Annotated in this window: 14 protein-coding genes; 10 read left to right on the top strand and 4 right to left on the bottom strand. The window is 68.6% G+C overall.

Going from position 1 to position 16,303, the window contains the following annotated elements; genetic code table 11:
• Positions 1-60 precede the first annotated feature (60 nt).
• Entirely contained in the window at positions 61-939 is an 879-nt protein-coding gene (locus tag VE172_RS14530; RefSeq protein WP_324802639.1) for a DNA-3-methyladenine glycosylase family protein, read from the top strand.
• Here the strand turns inward: VE172_RS14530 and VE172_RS14525 are convergent.
• Positions 905-1,714, bottom strand: a complete 810-nt coding sequence (locus VE172_RS14525; protein WP_324802638.1) for a siderophore-interacting protein — start codon at positions 1,712-1,714, stop codon at positions 905-907. The two genes, VE172_RS14530 and VE172_RS14525, sit on opposite strands and share 35 nt — an antisense overlap.
• Positions 1,715-1,854: 140 nt before the next feature.
• Between VE172_RS14525 and VE172_RS14520 the strand changes: the two genes are divergently transcribed.
• Positions 1,855-3,009, top strand: coding sequence for an FAD-dependent monooxygenase (locus VE172_RS14520; protein WP_324802637.1), 1,155 nt, complete (start codon positions 1,855-1,857; stop codon positions 3,007-3,009).
• 70 nt (positions 3,010-3,079) lie between these two features.
• Here the strand turns inward: VE172_RS14520 and VE172_RS14515 are convergent, their stop codons facing one another.
• Entirely contained in the window at positions 3,080-4,162 is a 1,083-nt protein-coding gene (locus tag VE172_RS14515; protein WP_324802636.1) for a hypothetical protein, read from the bottom strand.
• A 96-nt stretch (positions 4,163-4,258) separates the two neighbouring features.
• Here VE172_RS14515 and VE172_RS14510 point away from each other — a divergent pair, with 96 nt between their 5' ends.
• The gene (locus VE172_RS14510; RefSeq protein WP_324802635.1) at positions 4,259-4,888 is read left to right on the top strand and encodes a DUF6518 family protein; all 630 of its coding nucleotides are present in this window, start codon (positions 4,259-4,261) and stop codon (positions 4,886-4,888) included.
• A 119-nt stretch (positions 4,889-5,007) separates the two neighbouring features.
• Positions 5,008-6,051, top strand: a complete 1,044-nt coding sequence (locus tag VE172_RS14505) for an LPXTG cell wall anchor domain-containing protein (protein ID WP_324802634.1) — start codon at positions 5,008-5,010, stop codon at positions 6,049-6,051.
• On the opposite strand, the gene VE172_RS14500 is transcribed toward VE172_RS14505, so the two are convergent.
• Positions 6,048-7,154 (bottom strand): hypothetical protein, encoded by a 1,107-nt coding sequence (locus tag VE172_RS14500; protein WP_324802633.1) that lies wholly within the window; start codon positions 7,152-7,154, stop codon positions 6,048-6,050. The two genes, VE172_RS14505 and VE172_RS14500, sit on opposite strands and share 4 nt — an antisense overlap.
• 167 nt (positions 7,155-7,321) lie before the next feature.
• On the bottom strand, positions 7,322-8,080 hold the full coding sequence (locus VE172_RS14495; protein WP_324802632.1) for a hypothetical protein: 759 nt from the start codon (positions 8,078-8,080) through the stop codon (positions 7,322-7,324).
• 171 nt (positions 8,081-8,251) lie between these two features.
• Between VE172_RS14495 and VE172_RS14490 the strand changes: the two genes are divergently transcribed.
• From VE172_RS14490 to VE172_RS14465, 6 genes are all read left to right on the top strand, one after another.
• Positions 8,252-10,147 carry an acetoacetate--CoA ligase gene (locus VE172_RS14490; protein WP_414715104.1) on the top strand — a complete coding sequence of 632 codons (1,896 nt, stop codon included), beginning with the start codon at positions 8,252-8,254 and terminating at the stop codon, positions 10,145-10,147.
• Positions 10,148-10,231: 84 nt separating this feature from the next.
• On the top strand, positions 10,232-11,863 hold the full coding sequence (locus VE172_RS14485) for a hypothetical protein (RefSeq protein ID WP_324802630.1): 1,632 nt from the start codon (positions 10,232-10,234) through the stop codon (positions 11,861-11,863).
• 205 nt (positions 11,864-12,068) lie between these two features.
• Positions 12,069-13,211: a glycosyltransferase family 4 protein gene (locus VE172_RS14480; protein ID WP_349258383.1), complete on the top strand. Its 1,143-nt coding sequence runs from the start codon at positions 12,069-12,071 to the stop codon at positions 13,209-13,211.
• 32 nt (positions 13,212-13,243) lie between these two features.
• Positions 13,244-14,365: a mannose-1-phosphate guanylyltransferase gene (locus VE172_RS14475; RefSeq protein WP_324802628.1), complete on the top strand. Its 1,122-nt coding sequence runs from the start codon at positions 13,244-13,246 to the stop codon at positions 14,363-14,365.
• Positions 14,366-14,496: 131 nt separating this feature from the next.
• Positions 14,497-14,688 carry a hypothetical protein gene (locus tag VE172_RS14470; RefSeq protein WP_324802627.1) on the top strand — a complete coding sequence of 64 codons (192 nt, stop codon included), beginning with the start codon at positions 14,497-14,499 and terminating at the stop codon, positions 14,686-14,688.
• A 20-nt stretch (positions 14,689-14,708) separates the two neighbouring features.
• Positions 14,709-16,303: ATP-binding protein (locus tag VE172_RS14465; RefSeq protein ID WP_324802626.1), on the top strand; the 1,595-nt coding region annotated here is incomplete at its 3' end.

The following is a 16,303-nucleotide window of genomic DNA, read 5'->3' as shown; positions in this document are numbered from 1 at the left end:
ATCGCCGTCGATGTCAGACTCCTGACATACCCTGGTGGCCCCGAGTATGAGGAGACCGCCATGACGCGCCACCAACTCACCGTCGACGTCCGAGGTCCGTGGTCGCTGGCCACCAGCCGCGGCTTCTGGGAGGGCTTCGCGCCCAACGCTTTGAGCGTCGACGCCGCCGACGACACCCTGCGCACGGTCTTTCGGGTGGACGCCGATTGGTCGCGCGCCGAGGCCGCGGTCACCCAGAGCGGGACCCGCGCCACCGTCACCGTCGATGGCGACGGCGATCTCGACGCCGCCGCCGAACAGACCCTTCGCTTCCTGTCGCTCGACGTCGACGCCACCGACTGGCCCGCCGTCGGCCGGCGCGATCCCGTCGTCGCCGACGCCCAGCAACGACTGCCCGGCTTGCGGCCCTGCGGTTTCCACTCGCCGTACGAGGCGGCGGCGTGGGCGGTGCTGTCGCAGCGGGTGCGCATCGTCCAGGCCGCCAAGCTCCGCGAGGACCTGGTGCGCCGCCACGGCGACGACGGCGCCTTCCCCGCCCCCGAGGCGTTGCGCGGCCTCGACCTCGACCTGCCGAAGCCCAAGGCCGACTACCTGCGCGCCGTCGCCGACGCCGCCCTCGACGGCGTCCTGAATGGACGATATCTGCGCGGCCTGGAACCCGACTTCGCCAGGGCCGAGCTGCGCGAGATCCACGGGATCGGACCGTTCGCGGCCGATCTCGTCCTGGTGCGCGGTGCCTCCGCGCCCGACGTGCTGCCGCTGCACGAGCACCGCCTCGACGCCGAGATCGCCTACCGCTACGGCGAATCACGCGCGCTCGCGGACATCGCCGACGCCTGGCGCCCGTTCCGTTCCTGGGCCGCGGTGCATCTGCGGGCGCTTCGCGAGGTGCGCACCGCGGAGATCAGCGGCGGTGCTTCCAATAGCCGCAGAACATGATGCGCTCCTTGGAGACCCCCGTGCGCGCCCAGTGCCCCCGCATCCCCGTCGCCAGCGCCGATTCGCCCACCACCCAGTGGTATCCCGTCGTGGGAATGTCGCGCACCGCCTCGGCGGCGGCGCGGCCGGGCACGCCGTGCGGGTCCTCGCGCACGATCCACTGTATGTCCACACCCGACGGCGCCGCGAGTTCCTGGCTGTCCTCGCCGTCGGGGATCTCGATGAACGCGCGCCCCGTGGCGTTGTCGGGCAACGACCTCAGCACCCCCGCCATGGCGGGCAGCCCCGATTCCTCCGCCACCAGCGTCACGGCGCTCAACCCGTCGGGCGGATTGAACCCCACGCCCTCGTCCAAAATGGCCACGGGATCCCCGGGCGAGCAGGTCTGGGCCCACGCCGCGGCGGGCCCGCACGTGCCGTCGTCGACGGAGCCGTGCAGCACGAAGTCGACGTCCAGCTCGCCGGCCTCGGGGCGGAAGGCGCGCACCGAGTAGCTGCGCATGACGGGCCGCGTGGTCTTGGAGACCATGAGAAACCGCGCATAGGACAGCGCGCTGAGCTTGGCGGGCACCCGTGACAGCGAGCCGTCGGACACGGGGATGAACAGCCGGAACCACTGATCGAACCCCATGGGCGCGAATTGCTCGATGTCTCCCTCTCCGAGCGTGACCCGCGCGAAGTGGGGCGAGACGCGTTCGCGGCGCAGCACCCGCAGCGTCAGCAGCCCCGTTGTCGCGGGCCTGCGGCGGGTGGTGTGCATGTTGGTGCGGGGCATGGCGTCCTCTCAAGAATTAGGTGAGGCTAACCTAATATCTCTCGCCCGCCTCGCGCAAGCCCTCGTGCGCTGACCGCCCGAAAATTCTCGGTCAGCCGTTGGTCAGCGAACGGTAAGCGCACCCGGGAATGCTCAGCGGCATGAAGAACACCAACGTCCTCATCTCGGGAGCGAGCATCGGCGGGCCCGCCCTGGCCTACTGGCTCAACCGCTACGGCTTCTCGGTGACGGTCGTCGAACGCGCCCCGTCGCTGCGCAAGGGCGGCCAGGCCATCGACTTCAAGGGCGACACCCACCGCACCGTCCTGGAACGGATGGGCATCTGGGACGAGATCCACAAGCGCCAGACGGGCGGCAAGGACCAGACCATCATCGACGCCGACGAACGCCCGCTGGCCACCATTCCCGGCGAGTTCACGGGCGGCGACGTCGAGATCCGCCGCGGCGACCTGTCCGAGCTGCTGTACGAGATCACCAGCGACGAATGCGAATACATCTTCGGCGACTCGATCACGTCCGTTGTCGACACCCCCGACGGCGTCGACGTCACCTTCGTCAACGGCGAGCCCCGCCGCTTCGACCTGGTGGTGGGCGCCGACGGCATCCACTCCAACACCCGCCGCCTGGCGTTCGGCCCCGAATCCGACTACGTGAAGTTCCTCGGCCACTACTACGCCCTGGCCGACCTCGGCATCGACTCCGACGCGGTGATGTACAACGAGCCCGGCCGCATGGCGGCCCTGGGCGGTCCGAAATCGCCCGCGTTCTTCGTGTTCGCCTCCGACAAGTCCGACGCCAACCGCATGGACGTCAAGGAGCAGAAGGAATTCCTGCGCGCCGCCTACCAGGGCGGGGCCTGGCGGATCGGCGAGCTGATGGAGAGGATCCCCGAAGCCGAGGAGTTCTACATGGACGCGATCGCGCGGGTCCACATGGACGAATACGCGCGGGGCCGCGTCGCCCTGCTGGGCGACGCCGCGTACGGAAACACCCTGGGAGGCTTCGGAACGGGCCTGGCCATGGTCGGCGCCTACGTCCTGGCGGGAGAGCTGATGCTCGCCGACGGCGACCATGAGACGGCCTTCTCCCAGTACCAGGAGAAGTTCCGCGGCTACGCCAAGATCGCCAAGCAGGGCACCGCGGGATCCTTCCTCGCCCCTGGCTCGCGGCTGAAGATGTTGATGCGCAACTGGACCTTCAAGGCCAACTTCCTGCTCGGCCTCATGATGAAGATGACCGACAAGTTCGCCACCGACATCGAACTGGAGGACTACCCGTCCCAGTGGCGCGGGTGACGGTGAAGCGCGTCCCCATCCCTTGAAGGGGTTGGACCACAAGGGATGGGGACGCTCAAACACGGTCTCCCTAGGGCTGGAACTGCCGCACCAGCCCGTATGGCGGGGTCTTGGAGGACTGGCTCTTGGGATTCGTCGTCGCCGTGCCGATCATGGAACGGGTGCCGGGAAGGTTGGCGATCCGCGGGAGGTTCCCGTACGCGTCCTTCGTTCCCGCGTCGTAGCGCGTGAGCGTGCCGGCGGCGTCGCGATGCACGTACTTGCCCGTCGCGTCGACGACCCAGATGCCGCCGTGGCCGTCGTCGACGACCTGGTCAAACCGCTGGTTGTGCTTGGTGTCAACGGTCATCGTCCACTTCTTGCCGTTCCAATGGCCCATGAACGACTTGAACGAGTTGCCGCACATGGAATTGCCGACGGCCCAGATGTCGTCGACCGATCTGACGTACATGTCGGAGAAGCCCCCGTCGCTACAGTTCTTCGGCCTCGAGGCGGGCGCGTCCATGGACGTCCACTTGCGACCATCCCACTTCTCGGCGTACGGCTGGTTCTTGCGTGCCCCCACCGCGTACAGCGTGTCGTCGGCGCCCATCACCACGCCGAAGCGCGAGTGTGTTGGTGCCGTCTCCTGGGCCGTGGTGGTGCCGTCGAAGCGCCTGAGCGTCCCGTCGCCGAGCAGAAGGACCTCATTGGAGCCGACCGCCTCGATGTCGCGGACGGTGTCGAAGTGGATCTGATGCTCGCTCCACTGGTGACCGTCGTAGTGCAACAGCGTGAATACCTTGTCGGCCGTTTGAGCGCCCGCCCACACGTTGTCGGCCGACGAGGCATCGGCGAACTCGGGTGTGATCGTCCACTCGGATGGGAAGGTGTCGGGCTTCCACCGCTTGCCGTCCCAGCGGTCGATCCTGGTGTGCTTGTTGGCGTCGGGGTCCGTGTTGCCGAAGGCCCACGCGTGCTTGGCGTCCCCGACCGCCAACGATTGATATCGCCCGCCGAGCTTCTGGTTGCCGTACACGGTTTTCCAGCTGCCGTCCTTCGAGTGATCGGCATCGGCGCTCGCCCCGCACGACGCCAGACCCGCGGCGATCGTCGCCGTCGCCGCGACCACCGCGACGGCGCGCAATGCCCAACATGGACTGTGTTTTCGCATCGTGCTCCCAACCTGGCTACGCGTGGATCTTGCGGTCAGCAAGTGTCGCATCCCGACCCGCGACCCGTACACAGGCCTTGAGGGCATACTCGATATATGAACGAGCCACGGCGCTTGACCCATCGGGTGTGGGTGACATGTCTGGTCACGGCGGTGTCGGGGCTGACGCTGGGTGTGGTCGACCTGCTGGGCCAGGTGGCGCTGCCCTACCCGTGGGCGAACCTCGCCAACTCCGTCGCCGTGTGGGCGATCGCCGCCTACGGCCTCGGCGCCTGGGTTCGCCAACCGCTGTGGGCGGCGGTGTCGGGCGCGGCGATGCTGGTGCTGGCCGTCGGGACCTATGAGGTGGCGGCGATCGTGTTCCTCGACGACGACGCGTCCACATTGCTGTCGCCGACGACCTGGATGTGGGCGGCGTTCGGCGTCATCGCCGGGGCCGTGTTCGCGCCCGCGGGGGCGCTGTCGCGCGGCGACCGTACCGTCGCGCGCCTGGTGGCCCGCGCGCTTCCGGCCGCCGTGCTGCTGGCGGAGGCGGCGGTGATGGCGCGCAGCCCACACCAGCGCGCCGATCACCTGTGGACAGCCGCCATCATGGCCGTGATCGCGGTGGCGTCGACCGCGGTCGTGTGCCGCGGCGCGCGACACACCCTCGTCGCGCTGGCGGTGAGCCTTCCCCTGGCGGCGTTGGGGTTCCTCGCGCTGACGTTGGCGGGACTCGCCGGGTAGCGACGCGTCCGACCCCGCGAATGACGAATTCCTCGACGGGTTGGGGACTTTCGTCTCCTGGAGATTCCTCACGCGCGGCATAGGTTTCGTTACACATTCCGATGTCTAGGGACTCCACCATGCCGCTCCTTACCCGTTGCTGCGCCGCGATCGGCGCGCTCGCGCTCGCCTGCCTGACGATCCTGGCCGTCACCGCCGCCCCCGCGTCGGCCGCCAGCGTCCTCAAGGTCTCCATGCCGTCGCTGTCGCACTATCCACAAGAGCCCGACGGCCAGCGCGCGACCTGGACGGTCAAGCTGCACAACGCGACGCTGTACACCTACCCCGACACCACCCTGGACATCGACCTGAGCGAACGGTACGGGGAACTACCCGCCGTCACCCTGTACAGCAACGATTCCCGCTGCACCATCACCGACGAACGCAGCGCCGTGTGCCACATCGGCGACCTGAAACCCGATGCCAGGACGACGATCGACTTCGCGCTCGGTCTGCGCGCCGACGCCGACCGCGTCCACCACGGGCTCGCCGGCGCCAAGGGCTTCGTCCGCGACGTCAACGGCGATGCGGTGGGCCGCGGAAAGGCGAGCCTCGACGCCAGCCTTCCCCTGGACGACAAGCGCATCCCACAGGTCAAGGCCCCGAAACAGGTGTGGTCCACTCAGGTCTTCGGCGACGACAACGCCGACGGCGCCGAGCTGTGGTTCAAGGTCCGCAACGACTCCGCCGACACCCTCGCCGACGCCACGGTCCGCGTCACCCTCGCCGATGGCCCCCGCGGCCACGTCGGCATCGTCCCCGCGTCCAATATCAACGATTGCGTCTACAACGCCACGGGCGCCTCGCTGCAATGCCCCATGGCCGACCTGAAACCGGGCGCCGACCGCGCCTACGTCTTCACCTTGTGGGCCAAGGACTCCAAGGCATGGAAGAACGCCGCCCCGGGCACCGTCGTCATCGACATCGGCTACATCCACAATGACCACACCGACACCTGGGCCACCGCCCAGGCACCCGTCCAACTCAAAAAACCGTCAGGCGCCGCCGATGACGTCCTGCCAGTCACGGGCACCAGCCTCGCGACGCCATTCGCCTTGGGGGCTTCGGCGTTGCTGGCTGGTGCCCTGATGCTGCTGTATCGCCGCAGGTTGCTGCGGCTCTAGGGCGTGTACTCCGACACCACGCCGTAGGGTTTCGGCTCGTTGCTGTCGTCGTACATCGTCGCGATGCCGATCACCGACTTGGTCCCGGGCACGTTGTCGATCGACGGCGACAAGCCGTCCAGGCCCTTGACGCCGGCGTGATAGTAGGTGGTCGTGCCGTCCTTGGCGCGGTGCACGTACTGCCCGGTGTCCGAGTTGGAGGCGGCCCAGATCCCGCCGGCACCGTCGTCGACCACGGGGCCGTAACCGCCGCGGTGCTTGGCATCGGTGATCATCGTCCACTTCTTACCGTTCCAGTGGGCCAGCAGCGGCTTGAGGTACTCGTTCTCGTTCTCCTCCATGCACAGGTAGCTGCCCGTGGCCCAGATGTCCTTGGACGATCGGGCGTACATGGCGCCGAACCCAGCGTCCGAGCACTTACCGAGACTCACCGAGGGCACCTTCATGGATGCCCACGTCTCGCCGTTCCACTTCTCGACGTACGGCTGGCTCTTGTGCTCTCCGACCGCGTACATCTCGTCGGCGGAGCGCACCGTCAGGCCCGCGTTGGTGTACTTCGGCGCGGGCTCCTCGGTCAGTTTGGTGCCGTCGTATCGCATCAGCGTCTGGTCGCCGATCAGCAGCAACTGGTTCGACCCGACGGCCGTGATGTCCCTGACGGTGTGGAAGTTGATCCGCTTCGCGCTCCACTTCTTGCCGTCGTAATGCAGCAGGGTGTAGTGGTTGACGTCGGTCTCGGCGACCGCCCACACGTTGCTGGCCGAGTTGGCGTCCGCGAACTCGGGCGTGACCGTCCAGGTCGACGGGAAGGTGTCGGGCTTCCACTGCTCGCCGTCCCAGCGGTCGATCCTGGTGTGCTGGTTGTCGGTGTCGTCCGCGTCGCCGTTCTTGTTCCCGAACGCCCACGCGTGCGTGGCGTCCCCGACCGTCATCGAGCTGTACCGCCCGCCGAGCTTCTGGCTGCCGTACGTGGTTTTCCAGGCCCCATCGGCCTTCTGTGAATCGGCGTTCGCCGACCACGGCACCAGGGCGGCGGTCACCGCGGTGGCCACCCCGACCACCGCCGCGGCCACCAGACCCCAACGCAGACTTCGTTTTCGCATCGTTCTTCCCTACTGTGATCGCGGACTTCGCGAGCGGCAAGTCTGGCATTCCGATACAGGGTATGCATAGCCCTTGGCCAAGTACGTCATTGAAGGGCAAGGCGGGCACAGCTTTTCCGCTTTACGGCCGTAAAGCGCTCCGGCGTTGGCGCGTGTACTCCTTATTATTAACGGAACTGACGGTTCTGCCCGTATTGCTGGTCGGAGTAGCCGTCCGACTGGGGTTGGGCGTACCCGTAGCCGTCGTCGGCGTAGGGCGAGCGCTGTTCGGGGGTCGGGGGGGCGGCCTCGTAGCCCGAGGAGGAGCCCTGTCCGCCGCCGAAGGGGTCGGTGGGGCGTTCGTCGAAACCCGTTCCCGCGCTGGGGAAGTTGTCGCTGGTGGTGGTGGGGGGCGTGGCCGTGTTGGCGAACGATGTGGATGGGGAGAAGGGGTCGATGGCGTCGCTGCGGGGGGAGGAGGTGGTGTCCGAGCGGGGCGAGGCCAGGGAAGCGGTGTCGACGACGCGGTCGTCGTCGTCCTTGCCGCGCCAGCGATGGGGCACCACGAGGGCCACGACGAGCACGGCGGCGATGGCCAGCACGGTGCCCGAGCGGCCCGCGGCGACCGCCGACTGGACGGGGACCTTCACGGCCGTGAAGGCCGAGGGCAGGATGAAGCCGGTCATCGAGAAGCGGAACAGGGCGAACAGGCCGCCGAGGATCAGGGCCGCGACGACGGGACCCGTGGGGGAGAGGCGGGTGGTGGCCAGGAAGCCGAGCAGGATGCCCGCGACGGCGAACATCGCGATCGCGATGACGGTGGAGGGTTTGCCCGCGGCGTGTTTGTACAGTCCGTCGGGATCGAGTCCGATGGTGCCTGCGCCGATGAGCAGCCACGCGATGGGGGCGATGATAATGCCTGCCAGGAGGCTAGCGATGTGCCGCATGGGGGACTCCTATGAACGGGGGCGGTTCGCCGTAACAGTCATCCTTGCGTATTGTGCGGCTCAGGTGTGCGGCAGGATGGGGCCGCCGTCACAGTCCATCGACAAAGAGGAGTATTTGTGAACGCCACGGTGTTGTGGAATCCTCCCGCCGATGCTCGCACGTCAACGCGGATGGGTCGGTTCGCTGATTGGCTGTCGCGGAATCATGGCACTGATTCGGACGATTATCAACAGCTGTGGCGGTGGTCTGTTGACCATCCCGGACAATTCTGGGCGGCCATTTGGTCCTATTTCGACGTTGGCGAACCCGTCAGCGCCGAGCGGGCCCTGGCGTCGGCCCAGATGCCTGGGGCCCAGTGGTTTCCCGACCATTCCATCAACTATGCGCAGGTGGTGCTGCGGGCGCCGGGCCGGGAGGATGACGACGTCATCGTCATCGGACGCAGCGATTCGCGCGACGCCGTGGAGTACACGGTGGCCGAACTGCGCGATAAGGTGGCGCGCTGCCGCGCGGGGCTTCGTGGACTGGGTGTGGAACGCGGGGATCGGGTGGCGGCGTACCTGCCCAACATTCCCGAGACCGTGGTGCTGCTGTTGGCTTGCGCCAGCCTGGGTGCCATCTTCTCCAGCTGCGCCCCCGAGTTCGGCACCCGCAGCGTCGCCGACCGTTGGCGCCAGATCGAACCCAAGGTCCTGGTCACCGTGGACGGTTACCAGTACGGCAACAAGCACATCGACCGCCGCGACGAGATCGCCGCGATTCGTGCCGAACTGTCCAGTTTGACCCGTGTGGTGGCGTTGCCGTACACGGGAAACGACGTGCCCGACTCGATGCCGTGGGACGAGCTGCTGGCGCGGCACGAGGCGCTCAAGTTCGCGCCTGTGCCCTTTGACCACCCGCTGTACGTGCTGTACTCCTCGGGCACCACGGGGCTGCCCAAGCCGATCGTGCACGGGCACGGCGGCATCACCCTGGAACACCTCAAGATGCTGGCCCTGCACCACGACCTGGGCCCGGGCGACCGCTTCTACTGGTTTTGCACCACGGGCTGGATGATGTGGAACTACCTGGTGTCGGCTCCCGCCGTGGGGGCCGCGATCGTGCTGTACGACGGCAATCCGACGTTCCCCGATTTCACGGCACAGTGGAGGTTGGCCGCCGAGACGGGCATCACCAACTTCGGCACGTCCGCGCCGTTCCTGTTGGCGTGCCGCAAGAACGAGATCGTTCCGTCCGAAGTGGCCGACCTGTCGGCGATCCGCGGCGTCGGTTCGACGGGGTCGCCGCTGCCGCCCGAGGGCTTCTCCTATGTCTATGAGTCGATCGCGCCCGGGGCCATGCTGACCTCGCTGTCGGGCGGCACCGACGTGTGCACGGGCTTCGTCGCCAGCGCGCCGCTGGTACCCGTCTACAAGGGAGAGATTTCCTGTCGCTGCCTCGGCTCCCGCGTCGAGGCGTTCAACTCCGACGGGCAGCCCGTCGTCGGCGAGCAGGGCGAACTCGTCGTCACCACGCCGATGCCGTCGATGCCCGTGGGATTTTGGGGCGACGCCGACGGCTCGCGCTTCCGAGAGGCGTACTTCGACACCTACCCCGGCGTGTGGCGCCACGGAGACTGGATCACCATCACCGAGCGCGGCACCTGCGTCATCTCCGGGCGCAGCGACGCCACCCTGAAGCGCGGCGGAGTGCGGCTCGGCACCGCCGAGTTCTACTCCGTTGTGGAGGATCTCGACGAGGTCGCCGATTCGCTTGTGGTGCACCTGGAGGACAACGAAGGCGGGCCCGGCCGGCTGCTGCTGTTCATCGTCCCCGCCGAGGGCGTCACCGTGGATGACGCGCTGCGGTCCACGATCGCCAAGCGGCTGCGCGGCGCGCTGTCGCCGCGCCACGTCCCCGACGAGCTGCACGAGGTGCCCGCCGTACCGCGCACCCTGTCGGGCAAGAAGCTCGAGGTCCCCGTCAAGAAGATCCTCACCGGCACCCCCGTCGACGTGGCCGCCTCCACGGGCGCGCTGGCCAATCCGCGGTCCCTCGAGGCGTTCGAGAGGTTCAGGGACCAGTGACACTGGCACGATTAGGGGATACCACCCTTGCGGTGCGCGGGTAGGTTTGACGCTTACTTTTATGCACCCTAAGGAAGGTTCGTCGTGAGCTATTCCGGAAACCCGGGTGGATATCCGCCTCCGGGCGCACCCGATCCGAATTACCAACCAGGATTCCCGCAGCAGCCCGTGTCGGGCTATCCCGACGCCTCACAACAGCCCGTTTCCGGGTATCCCACCGCGCCGCAAGATCCCCAGATGATGGGCGCGGGAACGCCGATGATGCCGCCCCCGCCGCCCGGCGACATCCACCTGGGGGCCATGGGGCCCGGCGGCGCGCCCAAGAAGCGCCGCTCGCCGCTGGTGCTGTCCATCATCGGGCTCGTCGCCGTGCTGGCGATCGGTGGCGTCGCCTGGGCGGGCGTCGCCTACTTCAACACGGAGGGAACGGACACCGAGACCAGCCTCCCGGCGTCCACAAAGGCTTTCATTTCGTTCAATCTGGACGTCAGCAAGGACGAGCAGCTGAAGCTCGCCGACGTGGCGGAGAAGTTCCCCGAGCTGACCAAGGAGAACGACCCGCAGAAGATGGTCGAGGACGAGCTGAAGAAGCTCGAGGACACCGACTCCGACCTGAAGGGCAACCTGTCCGACTGGGTGGGCCTCAGCGGCTCCACCGCGATCTGGAGCGACAGCAAGGACAACCCGTACGTCCTGGTGTCGATCGACAGCCGCGACGACGCCAAGGCCAAGTCCGGCCTGAAGGACCTGGAGAAGACCGGGCCCGGCGAGGGCAAGATGGGCTACGTCGTCTCCGACGGCCACGCCATGATCGCCTTCGGCTCGTCCGACTCGCAGAACGCCGCCAAGGCCGCCGCCGCCGAGGCCAAGAAGTCGCCGCTGTCGGATTCCGACGCGTACTCCGAGGCCGCCGACTGGCTGGGCGACGACCAGGTGGTCACCGCCTGGGCCGACATGAAGCCCGCGTGGGCCGCGGCCAAGAAGATGATGGGCGACTCCAACTCGCCGCTGGGCAGCGACGGCACGATGACCAGCATGCTCGAGTCCTACGACAAGCAGATGCAGGGCAAGGTCGCCATGGGCGCCAGCGCCACCGACTACGGCCTGGAGCTCAAGACCAGGACCTTCGACGGCAAGGACACCCCGAAGGGCTCGCCGGATCTGGCGAACAAGTTCGCCGCGCTGCCGAAGTCTGACCTGGCCGGTGCCATCGCGTTCCCCGACGACATGACGCAGGGCAGCCTGTTCAGCGGCATGATGGCGGGCGGCCTGGGCGCCAGCACGGACCCGTCCGGCGAGATGAAGACGTACCTGGACGCGCTGTCGGGCGGCACGGCAACCCTGGCGATGAACGGTTTCGCCAGCGAGAACCCCGCCGGCGAGGGAGTCATCGAGACCACCTCGGCCGACAAGGCGCAGACGCTGGCCAGCCTGGGCGAGCAGTCGGGCGGCTTCCTGACGGCCAAGGCCGACGGCAACAAGGTCACCATGACCAGCCAGGGCTACACCCCCGGCTCGGGCACGATGGCCGACGAGCCGAACGTCAAGAAGGCCGTGGAGGGCGCGCCGAAGGACCTGACGTACCTGGTCTACGCCGACCTCAGCAAGATGATCCCGGCCGACGAGAAGGACTACGCGGCCATGAAGGGCCTCAGCTACGTCCAGGGCACCGACGACAACGACACGGTGGGTTACGTCCGCCTGTTCGTCGGCTAGTCGGTCTACATAAGACTCCCATAATTCCGGGTCGGTGCGCGCGAAGCGGCACCGGCCCGGACGCTTTGGAGCCACAATGGTTTCGACGCCATGTGGGTGTCGTAAACCCGACCGTGTGTAAGGCGTTCGGCCAGGTGGAGATCGCAAACTGCCCGGCGTAGGCTCATCGGTGGGAATTATCACAAGACACAGGAGTCGATCAGCAGTGTCCGGAGTGAAGGTACTCGTGGACGCCACGAGTGTTCCCGCGGACCGAGGCGGCGTGGGACGCTACGTGGACGGTTTGTTGTCCGCTCTGGCGGAGGACAGCGGCGAGATAGATCTGTCGGTGGTGTGCCAGCGCGCCGATGCCGAGAGGTATCTGGGGATGGTGCCCGCCGCCGAAGTCGTCGCGGCCCCCGCCGCGGTGACGCATCGCCCGGCGCGGTTGGCCTGGGAACAGACCGGGCTGCCGATGCTGGCGCAGCAGCTGGGGGCCGAGGTGCTGCACTCGCCGTTCTACACCTGCCCGCTGCGGGCGAACTGCCCCGTGACGGTGACGGTGCACGACGCGACGTTCTTCACCTCGCGCGGCCACTACGACAAGGCGCGCGGCACGTTCTTCCGCTCGGCGATCAAGACGTCGCTGCGGCGGGCCGACCGGGTGATCGTGCCGTCCAAGGCGACCCGCGACGAGCTGGTGCGGCTGTTGGACGCCGATCCCACCAGAGTGGACGTCGCGTACCACGGGGTGGACGCGAAGTCGTTCTACATCCCCTCCGACGCCGAGAAGGCGCGGGTGGCCGCGCGGCTCGGGCTGGCGGACACGCCGTACGTGGCGTTCCTGGGCGTGATGGAGCCCCGCAAGAACGTCCCCAACCTGGTGCGGGCCTGGGCGTCGGCCGTGGCCGACCTGCCGAAGCCGCCGGCGCTGGTGCTGGCGGGCGGCTCGGGGCACGACGACGCGATCGACGAGGCGGTGGCCGAGGTTCCCGCGCACCTGAAGGTGGTGCGGCCGGGCTACCTGCGCTTCGCCGACCTGCCCGGGTATCTGGGCGGGGCGATGGTGGTGGCGTACCCCTCGCACGGCGAGGGATTCGGTCTGCCCATTGTGGAGGCTATGGCGTGCGGCGCGCCCGTGCTCACCACGCCGCGGCTGTCGCTGCCCGAGGTGGGCGGCGACGCGGTGGCCTACACCGGCGAGGAGCCCGACGAGATCGCCCGCGACCTGTCCACCCTGCTCGCCGATGAGCAGCAGCGCGCGAAACTGTCGATCCTGGGCGTGGAACGCGCACGCGACTTCACCTGGGAGCGCAGCGCCGAGGCCCACCTGGCCACCTGGCGGCGCGCCGCGGGCAAGTCCGTCTGAGCACGTCACGACCGATGGGCATACTTGGCGCCATGTTGCACGCCGTGATTCCCGCTGGCGGGAGTGGCACACGTTTGTGGCCGCTGTCGCGCGCCGGGCATCCCAAGTTCCTGCTTCCGCTGACGGGCAGCGACCGCTCGCTGCTGCAATCCACGGTGGATCGATTGGCGTCGCTGTCGGACGTGCGGCACCGCTACGTCGTCACGGGCACCGCGCACGCCACCGCCGTGGCGCGCCAGCTGCCCGAGATTCCACAGGAGAACATCCTGGTGGAACCGTCCCCAAGGGACTCGGCAGCCGCGATCGCGCTGGCCGCCGCCGTGATCGCCGAACGCGAGTCCACCGCCATCATGGGGGCGTTCTCCGCCGACCACCTGATCGCCGACGCCGAGGGCTTCGCCTCCACGGTGCGCGCGGCCATGGACATGGCCTCCGACGGCCTGCTCATGACCATCGGGATCCGCCCCACCGGGCCCGAGACGGGCTTCGGCTACCTGCGGCGCGGCGAGGAGATCGGCGCGGGCAACCGGCTGGTGGAGTACAAGGAGAAACCCGACCACGTCGCCGCCGTCGAGTACGTGTCGTCGGGAAACTACCTGTGGAACGCGGGCATGTTCGTGTGGCGGGTGGACGTCTTCCTGTCCGAGCTGCAACGCCAACGCCCCGCGCTGCACGACGCGGTGCGCCGTCTGGCCGCCGCCTGGGAGCGGCCCGAACGCGAGGACCTGCTGGGCGAGCTGTGGCCGACCCTCGAGCGGATCTCGGTGGACTACGCCGTCATGGAGGGCGCGGCCACCAAGGGCAAGGTCGGCGTCGTGCCGGGCGACTTCGGCTGGAACGACATCGGCGACTTCGACACCCTCGGGTCGATCCTGCCGCCCGTCGACGACTCGGGCAACGTCGTCATCGAGACCGCCGACTCCAAGACCGAGATCCTCACGCTCGACGCCCGCCGCAACGTGATCGTCCCGGGATCGGGGCGCCTGGTCGCCGCCGTGGGCACCGACGACCTCATCGTCGTCGACACGCCTGAGGCGGTGCTGGTGTGCCCGCGCGACCGCGCCCAGGACGTCAAACAGCTCGTCGACCAGCTGAAGGAACGCGGCGACAGCGGGCTGGTGTTATCGCGGCCCGGCGCCGCCGTAAGGGGGTAAGGGCCTTACCGGGACGCCTTACCCCGGCAACTGAGGCCCGAGGCGACGTCGATGACCGATGGCAGGCGGGCGGCTCAGCCCGAGGCTTAGTGGCACAAGACAAACAGTGCCAAGCCGAGGAGCCACCCACCATGTTTACCGACTACGACATCCACTACGAGCACAAGCAGCGCGTCGAGCACTTCCGCAACGAGGCCGCCAAGTACCGCCTGTCGCGCGAGGCCGAGGCGACGCGCGAGCGCCGCCACACCCTGCGGAAGCTCCTGACCAGGCTCACCCGACGCTCAGGGAAGGTCGGCGCCGCGTCCACGTTGAGCGGGTGATCGTGACCATGGAGCGTGTCATGATTGCCGACGTGCCGCGACTGGGAGCTGGAGTTCCACTCATCGCCCGCCGGGCGGAGCTGCACACGCTGACACAGGCGTGGCGCTCCGCTCGGTCGGGCCGTCCCTCGGTCGTGCTGGTGTCCGGCGACGCGGGGGTCGGCAAGTCCCGGCTCCTGGCGGAGCTGTCGACGCTCGTCACCGACGACGCGGGAATCGTCCTGACGGGACGGTGCCTCGACACCACCGACGCCGCCCTGCCGTATCTGCCCTTCGCCGAGATCGTCGGCGAAGTCGCCGACCGCGACCCCGCCGTCATCGACGCCCACCCCGCGCTGTCGCGCATGCTGCCCGGGCGGGGCGAACGCGACGGACACCCCGCCGACGAGCGGGACCTCGGGCGCCTGCAACTCTTCGACGCCGTGCACGCCGCGCTGTCGCGCTTCTCCGCCGAACACCCCGTGGTCATCGCCATCGAGGACCTGCACTGGGCGGATCGATCCAGCCGCGACCTGTTGGCGTTCCTGGCATCGCGGCTGTCCGGCCAGCGCCTCCTCGTCGTCGGCACCTACCGCGCCGACGACCTGCACCGCCGCCACCCCCTGCGTCCCCTGCTGGCGGAGCTGGTGCGGCTGCCCGTCACCGAGCGGCTCCACCTCGACCCGTTCTCCACCTCCGACGCCCGCGACTTCGTGCGCGCCCTGGCCGACGAGGACCTCAGCGAGGACACCATCGCGCGCATCGCCGAACGCTGCGAGGGCAACGCCTTCGTCGCCGAGGAGCTGGTGTCGGCCTCGGGCGACGACGCGGTGCCCCGCGAGCTCGCCGAGGTGCTGCTGGCGCGCGCCGAACGCCTGTCGCCCAACGCCCAGCAGGCGGTGCGGCTGGCCTCGGTGATCGGCAAGAGCTTCGGCCACGACCGCATCAGCGGGGCGTCGTCCCTGTCGGCCGCCGAGCTCGACGACGCGCTGCGCGAGGCCGTCCAGCACAACATCCTCGTCATGGACGCCTCCGACGACTACGCGTTCCGCCACGCGCTGCTGCGCGAGGCCGTGTACACCGACCTGTTGCCGGGAGAGCGATCCCGCCTCCACCACGACATCGCCGCCGCCCTGGCGCGCACCGACGGATGCGTGGCCGCCGAGCTCGCCCACCACGCCATGGCCAGCCACGACTCGCCCGGCGCCCTGGCCGCGTCGGTGCGGGCCGCCAAGGAGGCCGACGAGGTGTCCGCCCCCGCCGAAACACTGTCGCATGTGGAACGAGCGCTGCAGCTGTGGCACAGCGTCAACGACCCCGAGCACCTCGCGGGCACCGACGAGCTCGAGCTGACCGTCTGGGCCGCCGCGGCCGCCGCCGCCTCGGGCGAGCCCGACCGCGCCATCGCCCACAGCCGCTCGGCGATCCGGATGATCGACAGCCACGGCGACACCCGCCGCGCCGTCGAGGTGCGTCGCGCCTACGCCCGATACCTGCTCACCCTGGAGAACACCGAACAGCGCGCCTACGACACCGCCCTGGAGGCGTGGGAGCTGGTCGCCGAGGCCGAGCCCAGCACGGAAAAGGCGTGGGTGCAGGCGATCCTGGCCCGCGCGGCCACCGCCGCGGGCAAGCG

The sequence above is a fragment of the Stackebrandtia sp. genome, from assembly GCF_035643755.1.
Taxonomy (GTDB): Bacteria; Actinomycetota; Actinomycetes; order Mycobacteriales; family Micromonosporaceae; genus Stackebrandtia.
This window is presented reverse-complemented; position numbering and strand designations above follow the sequence as displayed.

What these genes read in the sequence shown, in the direction of transcription:
- VE172_RS14510 (WP_324802635.1), top strand. Translation starts at nt 4,259, where the DNA reads ATGAACGAGCCACGGCGCTTGACCCATCGGGTGTGGGTGACATGTCTG.
- VE172_RS14525 (WP_324802638.1), bottom strand. Translation starts at nt 1,714, where the DNA reads ATGCCCCGCACCAACATGCACACCACCCGCCGCAGGCCCGCGACAACG.
- VE172_RS14470 (WP_324802627.1), top strand. Translation starts at nt 14,497, where the DNA reads ATGTTTACCGACTACGACATCCACTACGAGCACAAGCAGCGCGTCGAG.
- VE172_RS14490 (WP_414715104.1), top strand. Translation starts at nt 8,252, where the DNA reads ATGGGTCGGTTCGCTGATTGGCTGTCGCGGAATCATGGCACTGATTCG.
- VE172_RS14515 (WP_324802636.1), bottom strand. Translation starts at nt 4,162, where the DNA reads ATGCGAAAACACAGTCCATGTTGGGCATTGCGCGCCGTCGCGGTGGTC.
- VE172_RS14505 (WP_324802634.1), top strand. Translation starts at nt 5,008, where the DNA reads ATGCCGCTCCTTACCCGTTGCTGCGCCGCGATCGGCGCGCTCGCGCTC.
- VE172_RS14500 (WP_324802633.1), bottom strand. Translation starts at nt 7,154, where the DNA reads ATGCGAAAACGAAGTCTGCGTTGGGGTCTGGTGGCCGCGGCGGTGGTC.
- VE172_RS14530 (WP_324802639.1), top strand. Translation starts at nt 61, where the DNA reads ATGACGCGCCACCAACTCACCGTCGACGTCCGAGGTCCGTGGTCGCTG.
- VE172_RS14495 (WP_324802632.1), bottom strand. Translation starts at nt 8,080, where the DNA reads ATGCGGCACATCGCTAGCCTCCTGGCAGGCATTATCATCGCCCCCATC.
- VE172_RS14475 (WP_324802628.1), top strand. Translation starts at nt 13,244, where the DNA reads ATGTTGCACGCCGTGATTCCCGCTGGCGGGAGTGGCACACGTTTGTGG.
- VE172_RS14520 (WP_324802637.1), top strand. Translation starts at nt 1,855, where the DNA reads ATGAAGAACACCAACGTCCTCATCTCGGGAGCGAGCATCGGCGGGCCC.